Annotated in this window: 5 protein-coding genes; all 5 read right to left on the bottom strand. The window is 57.8% G+C overall.

Going from position 1 to position 7,762, the window contains the following annotated elements; all coding sequences use genetic code 11:
* Positions 1-11: 11 nt before the first annotated feature.
* The gene (locus tag M5G11_RS25630) at positions 12-2,348 is read right to left on the bottom strand and encodes a T6SS effector BTH_I2691 family protein (RefSeq protein WP_273925406.1); all 2,337 of its coding nucleotides are present in this window, start codon (positions 2,346-2,348) and stop codon (positions 12-14) included.
* 96 nt (positions 2,349-2,444) lie between these two features.
* Complete coding sequence (locus M5G11_RS25625) at positions 2,445-3,590, bottom strand: DUF6708 domain-containing protein (protein ID WP_273909264.1); 1,146 nt, start codon at positions 3,588-3,590, stop codon at positions 2,445-2,447.
* Entirely contained in the window at positions 3,590-3,895 is a 306-nt protein-coding gene (locus tag M5G11_RS25620) for a hypothetical protein (RefSeq protein ID WP_273909265.1), read from the bottom strand. The genes M5G11_RS25625 and M5G11_RS25620 overlap by 1 nt, the downstream gene beginning before the upstream one ends.
* Before the next feature lie 40 nt (positions 3,896-3,935).
* A complete protein-coding gene (locus M5G11_RS25615) occupies positions 3,936-5,081 on the bottom strand; it encodes a DUF6708 domain-containing protein (RefSeq protein ID WP_273909266.1) in 1,146 nt (381 codons plus the stop codon).
* The gene (locus M5G11_RS25610; protein WP_273909267.1) at positions 5,081-7,762 is read right to left on the bottom strand and encodes a T6SS effector BTH_I2691 family protein; all 2,682 of its coding nucleotides are present in this window, start codon (positions 7,760-7,762) and stop codon (positions 5,081-5,083) included. The genes M5G11_RS25615 and M5G11_RS25610 overlap by 1 nt, the downstream gene beginning before the upstream one ends.

Below are 7,762 nucleotides of genomic sequence, written 5' to 3'. Positions count from 1 at the left end.
CCCCGAACTGCTCAAGCAGCTCTTTCGGGATTTTCGGTAATTCTCGTGGCGCTTGGCGCGCGGGTTTCTTTTTGGTTGGCATACATGCCCCTCTTGCTCATTTTATGCCCGAACACAAAATTTCTGACCCCCCCAGCGAGGACCAGTCCACCCATCCCGGCCAGTCCGACCCCCCAGAGCTTGAGTCGCCCCAAGGTTACTGCTGTGCCCTTACCGGTCACACTTTTCCCGCCATACCGGGTCACCACTTGCTCCACATAGCTAGCGCCTATCTCGAACCCCGCAGCTGCCGTTGTCATTGCGGCAGCCAACAACTCAGTTTTCAGCCGCGCATCACTGTCCGGCAGTTGTCCCGCTTTGAAGGCCATCAACATCCCTTCCAGCAGGCACACCAATCCAGCTGCACGGACCTTGTAGAAATCGCTCTTGTTGGCCTGCATCAGCCCCTCGGCCCAGGCCTTGTCCAGATAGCGGGTGATCTGGCCACCGCTGCGATTCGGGTCCAGCGCCTGACCACTGCGCGCGGCTTCGGTGAGTCGTACATTGACAGCGGTTTCATGAACGGACGCGAACAGCGTCAAGCGCAGCCCGTGGTGCAAGGCGCGGTCCATGCTGTTCGGGGCAGCCGTACGCATGACCTGGCGCCCCAGCGCCGCATACCATGCGTAGAGGCCAACGTTGGCTGTGGCACCTTGGGTTTGCAGGTGCTCGTAAAGCGCGTTGACCCGGGCAAACGCATTGGCGGCAGCGAGCGCTTGGCGCGCGAGCGATTCAGGCATTTCCAGAAATGAGTGTGCCGGTTGCAGCACATGTGCGGCTTCGCGCAGGGCTGTCAGTTCATCCCGGATATCGTCCTGATTGAATGCGATCCCTCGGGCAGCCAGGTTTGAGCGCGCAGCCAAATCACTGCGCCACCATTGATCCAGCAGTTTTGCCCCCGGCGAGCACAACTCCATGCTGAATATGCAGCGCCCGGTCTGCTCGGCAAAGGCCAAGCCATCGACCAGGTCTGTGTTGTCATAGCGATCCAACGCCTGCAGCAAGCGCTTGCTTGAAGCCCAGCGTGCGTGGTCTTCTGCGCGCGCATTGGCCGCCAGTTGAGCGTGGCGCAAGGTGGCCTCGAAACTATCGAGTTGATCGTGCATGGCTTGGCGATTGACCAGTTGTCCGTACTTCTTGTCGAACTTGGCCTTGAATTCACCGGCATCCTGTCGCGTCTGTACCTTGGCTCGCGTATCGCGTTCGAACTGGTCAAGGTGCGGTTTCATTTGAGCGTCGTAGTCGTCAGCAGCCTTGCGCGCTTGTTCGGAAAACTCATAGGCGACCATCGACCTTGGCATTTGCGTGCGTACTTTCTCGGGCATCACCTCCCGCTTTACGATCTGTTCGGCCATCATCTGCGGATAAAGTTTTTCCACCTCCAGAAACGACTGCGCCACCAGCAGCTTGCGTTCATTGTCGACGCCTGGCTCGGCCGGCTGCTGTAACCACTGGTTGCGTATGTCCTCAATCGCCGCATTGCGCCAGGCATTGAGCTCCTGGGTGATACCAATGGCATCGTCGATCACGATGGCCGCACCGCGTGGCTTTATCTGGCCAGCTGCTGGGCTCAGTGCCTGGTGCGAGGCCGGCATGGAGATGATTTGACCGATATTGAACGGCTGGGTATCCAGCAGCGACAGCAACGCTGGGTCGTGCTGCGCCTTGAAGTCGGCGACCCATTCGAGCTGGTCATGTTTGAGCACATGGGGCTGCGGTGCGTTATCGGAAGGTTGAATGAAATTGCCAATGTCGATGGCTGGCAGGCTGGCCCGATACTCATTGTCGAGCAGCCGGTAGTTGTCGAGCATGCGCGGTGTTAGCGGGTCCGGGCTGTAGAGCGGGCGCAGTTCCTGGATATCGTCCAGATCATGCAGCGTGATCGTCCAGCCGAAGCTGCGGACCATGTCGTCGATGGTGGTAGGGCTGGGCGCTAGTGCCCACGGCATGTCGGCATCGATGTACAGCAGCGAGCCATTCGGTGCGATGCGAAATTGGCTATGCCATTGGTATGCCTCCTGTCTTTTGCGCTTGATCAGCAGATAGAGAAAGCCTTCACGCAACGGGCGGATGGCGTAGCTCGACTGGTTGAGTTCGCCAATATCCTGAAAGGGCCGCAGGTGCTCAGGCAACTGCGGCAGGCGTGCCCGCTGGGCAGCATTGCCGCCTATCGCCGAGTAGCGCAGCGGGAGCAATTCGAAAACTCGCGTGCACTCAACGGTCGGGCTGTGGTTCAGCAGGGGGCCGCAGTCGTCGCAGGCTTTTTTGCATTGCGCCAGGCGTTGGTCCAGCCACTCAAGATCGCCCATGGTCGTACCTCAAGTCCGTATGGATTGCAGAGGGGGTTGCTCTGCGGTTGAGCGTGGCAGCGCCTGGTCTCTGGTGACCAACAAGTACGGTGGGTTTCATGAGGCTGGGGTCTCTTCTGTTTTTTTGGGCCGGCGAGAGGGCGCGCGAGGTTTTTTCTCGGGGCGCTTGCCCGGCTTGAGGTGCCAACGGTCGGCGTTGGCGAGCAGCCGTTCGCGGACTTTCGGTGGGTAGTCATCCAGAGTTGTCAGCGGTGGAGTGGGTTTGCCCGGCTGTCCGGCTTCACGGATGACCTTGGGCCAGCGCGGGCGCCAACAGAGCATCAGGCTGAGCCAGTGTGAGCCGCCGACCACGACGAAGGCGGGCCAGACCATCAGCAATACCACTTTCATCAGCCAGCTGCTTTTGCGCAGGAAGCGGCCCAGGCCTTCGAACTGGGCGGAAAAGGCCTGGAGGGGGGAGGGTAGTTGAGTGCTCAGGCGTGGACGCGGGACTGAGTCGGGGCCTTCCTCCATGTAGCGGCGGATGTACTCCCATTCGTCACGTAGTTCGCTGCCGCCTTGGCCTTGTTTGCCAAGCATTGCCATTTCGATGTGTGGCAGCCCGGTGAAGCGCGGATGCCAAAGCAGGCAAAGCCGCATGCCCATGCTTAGAGGGTCCTCACCCGGATCTATCGCGGTACTGCCTGTCGCCCTCCATGGGAACGTCACAATGCCACCGCAGTAATTCGGTCGGTGTAAGTGAACTTGCTGGGTTTTTCGATTAAAGCGGATAAGCAGGTGGCGACTGGTGAGTATTTCCAAGCGAGTAATGCGAAATCCATATTTGGCATACAAATAATAGAAGGTGATGCCGAGCGATAACATATATATGCTTAATAGGATTGTCACGACGCTGAAATCTGGTAGCTGTGTGGCGATGTCATAGAAAAAGCCAGATGTTATTTCTATCCAGGTACTGGTCATTGGGAGTAAAAAGCCAATGGTCATGAGCGTTATCAGTCCGCGCTTTTCCTCCGACCCACCACAGCGCATTTCCATGTAGGTGTTGTTGAGTGAGTATATGGGGCCTCTTGGGGCAGGATTGTCACTTACCGTGTTGAAGTGAGTTTCGGAGTCAAAGTCCCCTTCGTAGTAGTCAGTGGCTGCACGGCGTTGTGCCGGTGTTTTGGATGAGTCTATTTCTTTGCGTTTTTTGGCAGACATCTTTTGCATCTGCCACCACCCCCATTCGATGAGATACATTAGACTACCTCGCACAAAAATTTAAATAATAAGGTCAGTTCATCTTTATCTCCAAGGAGAGAGAGCTGCTTATCTAAGCGATAAGTGCAGTGCTTGCACCATCTTTCAAGTGCGTCGTCATCGAGTGTCAAGATTAAAATGGTGATGGCCAATCCAATCCAGAATGCCCCAAGTACCACGCGTGCCAAGAGTAAGCGGGCTGTTTGCGTCCCCATGGCTCCAGCAAGGTCGTTCCTGGCTGCGACCAGTAGCTCGGTTCTCTGGCGTAAAACGCCGTCCGGCAAATGCCGGGCTTTGAATGCCATCAGTATGCACATCCAGGTGCTCGCCCATACCCTGTAAGTTTCATGAAGTTGGGGTCTCTTCTATTTTTTTTGCGCGGCGAGAGGGCGCACGAGGCTTTTTTTCGGGGCGCTTGCCCGGTTTGAGGTGCCAACGGTCGGCGTTGGCGAGCAGCCGTTCGCGGACTTTCGGCGGGTAGTCTTCCAGAGTGGTCAGCGGTGGAATCGGCTTGCCAGGTTGCCCGGCTTCACGGATGACCTTGGGCCAGCGCGGGCGCCAGCAGAGCATCAGGCTGAGCCAGTGTGAGCCGCCGACCACGACGAAGGCCGGCCAGACCATCAGCAGCACTACTTTCATCAGCCAACTGCTTTTGCGCAGGAAGCGGCCCAGGCCTTCGAACTGGGCGGAAAAGGCCTGGAGGGGGGAGGGTAGTTGAGTGCTCAGGCGTGGGCGTGGGACTGAGTCAGGGCCTTCTTCCATGTAGCGGCGGATGTACTCCCATTCGTCACGTAGTTCGCTGCCGCCTTGGCCTTGTTTGCCAAGCATTGCCATTTCGATGTGTGGCAGCCCGGTGAGGCGAGGATGCCAAATCAGGCCAAGGCGCATGCCGATGCTCAAGGTGTCATCACGGGGATCGATCGCGGTGCTACATGTCGACCGCCAGGGAAGGGTGACAATGCCACCACAGTGACTCGGTCGATGTAAGTGAACTTGCTGGGTTTTTCGATTGAAGCGAATTAGCAGGTGGCGACTGGTGAGCATCTCCAAACGGCTGAAGCGAAAGCCATATCTAGCATAGAAGTAATAGATGGCAGACCCCAGTGACAGCATGTATATGAACAATAGGCTTGTCACGATGTCGAAGTTTGGTAGCTCAGCAACAATCATCTGGAAGAAGCCAAACGTTATATCTACCCAGGCCTGCGACATCGGCAGCAAGAAACCAACTGTCGCGAGGGTTATTAGCCCGCGTTTTTCCTCTGAGCCGCCACAGCGCAATTCAAGATACGTATCGTTGAAGGCAAATACGGGGCCACGGTGGCGCGGGTTCTCACTGACCGAATTGAAATGGACGTCCGCGATTAGGTCATCCTCGTAGGTGTCCTTGAAGGAACGCCGCTGAGCACGTGTCTGCTGAGACTCAAACACTTGGCGTTTGGCCGCAGACTCTTTGTTCATTTGCCACAAGCACCATTCTATCAAGTACATTAGACTACCTCGCTGAGCGCTGAATATAGGCTAGGCAGCTCATTTTCTTCACTAAATAGTTCGGTGCTTTTATTTATTCTGTATACGCATCGTTTACACCATTTCTCCAGTGCGTCGTCATCGAATATCACTATTGCTATTGTAATGGCCAGGCCAATCCAAAATGCACCCAGTACTACTCTGGCCAGTAGCAAGCGAGCAGCTTGAGTTCCTAGTCGCCCCGCAAATTTTCCTAGTATCTTGCCCATAAGGCGAAGCGCAGTGTTTTTTCTGTTTTTTGCTAAGTGATCAAAAAGGGGTTTCGCAATAGCAATTGCAGTCCCAAGTTCAGCAGCACCCAGCGTTGCGGTTGCTATCGCGCGCGTGAAATAGGCAGTCGCCAATAAATTGGACTTCTTTTTGGACTGGTTAGTACCAGCGCCGTGTGCCCCTTTACGATGCTGAGCCCCATCTTGAAAATCCCACCACGCCATTACCATGCCACCTACTCCAGCCAAACTCGCCCCCCAGAGTTTCAAGCGTCCCAATGCCACCGAAGCACCCTTACCGGTCACACTGTTCCCGCCAAACCGGGTCAACACCTGCTCCACAAAGCTGGCACCCAACTCAAAGCCGGCCGCTGCGGTGGTCATGGCGGCGGCCAATAGCTCGGTTTTTTGGCGTAAATTACTGTCCGGCAATTGCCGGGCTTTGAATGCCATCAGCATGCCTTCCAGCAGGCACACTAAGGCGCTCGCCCGCACCTTGTAGAAGTCGCTCCTGTTGGCTTGGACCAAGCCTTCGCTCCAGGCTTTATCCAGATAGCGGCTCACCTGGCCACCGGTGCGATTAGGGTTCAGGGGCTGGCCACTGCGGGCCGCTTCGGTAATGCGCACATCCACCGCTGTTTCATGAACAGAAGCGAATAGCGACAGACGCAAGCCGTGGTGCAAGACACGGTCCAGGCTGTTCGGGGTGGCAGTTCGCAGCACCTGGCGACCCAAGGCCGCATACCAGGCATACAGGCCGACACTGGCCGTGGCGCTGTGGGTTTGCAGCTGTTCGTACAGCGTATTGACCCGGCCAAAGGCGTTCGCCGCCGCATGAGCCTGCCTGGCCAGTGACTCGGGGAGCTCAAAGGGCGAGTCGGCCGGTTGCAGCACTCGTGCCGCGTCGCGCAGGGCCGTCAGCTCGGCGCGAATATCATCCTGGTTGTAAGTGACCCCGCGGATCGCCAGATTCGAACGGGCTGCCGAATCGCTGCGCCACCACTGGTCCAGCAGCTTCATGCCAGGGGCACACACTTCCATGCCCAGCACACAACGCCCGGTCTGCTCGGCGAAGGCCAAACCATTGATCAGGTCTGTGTTGTCATAGCGATCCAACGCCCTGAGCAAGTGCCCACTGGAAGCCCAGCGCGCATGGTCTTCAGCGCGGGCCTCGGATGCCAGTTGGGCTTGGCGCAGGGTGTGCTCGAAACTCTCAAGGTGGTCCCGCATGGCCTGGCGATCCACCAGCGGGCCATACTTCTTGTCGAACCTTGCCTTGAATTCGCCGGCGTCCTGCCTTGCCTGCACCCTGGCCCGCGCATCACGTTCGAATTGCTCCAGGTGCGGTTGCATGCGTGCGTCGTGATCGTCAGCGTCCTGTCTTGCCCGCTCGGAAAAGGCATAGAACTCCGGCGGTGTCTGCAGCTGCGTGCGAATCTTCTCGGCCGTCACCTCCCGCTTCACCAACTCGTCGGCCACCATCTGCGGGTAGAGTTTTTCCACCTCCAGAAAGGACTGCGCCACCAGCAGCTTGCGCTCGTTGTCCACGTCCGCCTCGACGGAGCGTATCAACCACTGGGTCCGCAGTTCATCAATCGCCGCATTGCGCCAGGCATTGAGCTCCTGGGTGATGCCAATGGCGTCATCGATCACGATGGCCGCACCACGGGGTTTGCGCTGGTCGCCATCAGGCATCAGTGCCTGATATGAGGCGGTCATCGAAACCAGCTGTCGGTAGTTGAAGGGCTGAGCGGTGAGCAGTGCCTTCAGCGTCGGATCGTGCAGTGCAGTGAAGTCGGCGACCCACTCGAGCTGATCGTATTTGAGTACATGCGCTTGCGGCGGGGCATCAGAGGGTTCGATGAAATGCTTGATATCAATCACCGGCAGTTGGGCACGGTACCCAGCGTCAATCAATCGGTACTTGTCGAGCATTTGCGGCGTCAGCGGGTCCGGGCTGTAGAGCGGTCGAAGCTCTGCGATGTCGTCAAGGTCAAACAGGGTGATCGTCCAGCCGAAACCAAGCTGCATGGCATCGATCCTGTTCATGCTAGGGGTCGGCTCCCAGGGCTGCTCAGCAATGATGTAGTGCAGCAGGCCCGTCGGTGCGATGCGGAATTGGCTATGCCACTGGTACTCCGGCTCGCTTCTGCGCTTGATCAGCAGATAGAGAAAACCCTCACGCAGCGGGCGGATGGCGTAGCTCGACTGGCTGAGCTCGCCGATATCCTGAAAGGGCCGCAGGTGTTCAGGCAACTGCGGCAGGCGCGCCCGCTGGGCAGCATTGCCGCCGATCGCCGCGTAGCGCAGCGGGAGCAATTCGAACACTCGCGTGCACTCGACGGCCGGGCTGTGGTTCAGCAGGGGGCCGCAGTCGTCGCAGGCTTTTTTGCATTGCGCCAGGCGTTGGTCCAGCCACTCAAGATCGCTCAT

Origin of the sequence: Pseudomonas fontis (assembly GCF_028656955.1) — a bacterium.
In the GTDB taxonomy this organism is placed as follows: Bacteria; Pseudomonadota; Gammaproteobacteria; order Pseudomonadales; family Pseudomonadaceae; genus Aquipseudomonas; species Aquipseudomonas fontis.
Note: the sequence above shows the minus strand (reverse complement) of the source record. Positions and strands in the feature narration are given on the sequence as shown.

What these genes read in the sequence shown, in the direction of transcription:
- M5G11_RS25615 (WP_273909266.1), bottom strand. Translation starts at nt 5,081, where the DNA reads ATGTACTTGATAGAATGGTGCTTGTGGCAAATGAACAAAGAGTCTGCG.
- M5G11_RS25610 (WP_273909267.1), bottom strand. Translation starts at nt 7,762, where the DNA reads ATGAGCGATCTTGAGTGGCTGGACCAACGCCTGGCGCAATGCAAAAAA.
- M5G11_RS25625 (WP_273909264.1), bottom strand. Translation starts at nt 3,590, where the DNA reads ATGTATCTCATCGAATGGGGGTGGTGGCAGATGCAAAAGATGTCTGCC.
- M5G11_RS25620 (WP_273909265.1), bottom strand. Translation starts at nt 3,895, where the DNA reads ATGGCATTCAAAGCCCGGCATTTGCCGGACGGCGTTTTACGCCAGAGA.
- M5G11_RS25630 (WP_273925406.1), bottom strand. Translation starts at nt 2,348, where the DNA reads ATGGGCGATCTTGAGTGGCTGGACCAACGCCTGGCGCAATGCAAAAAA.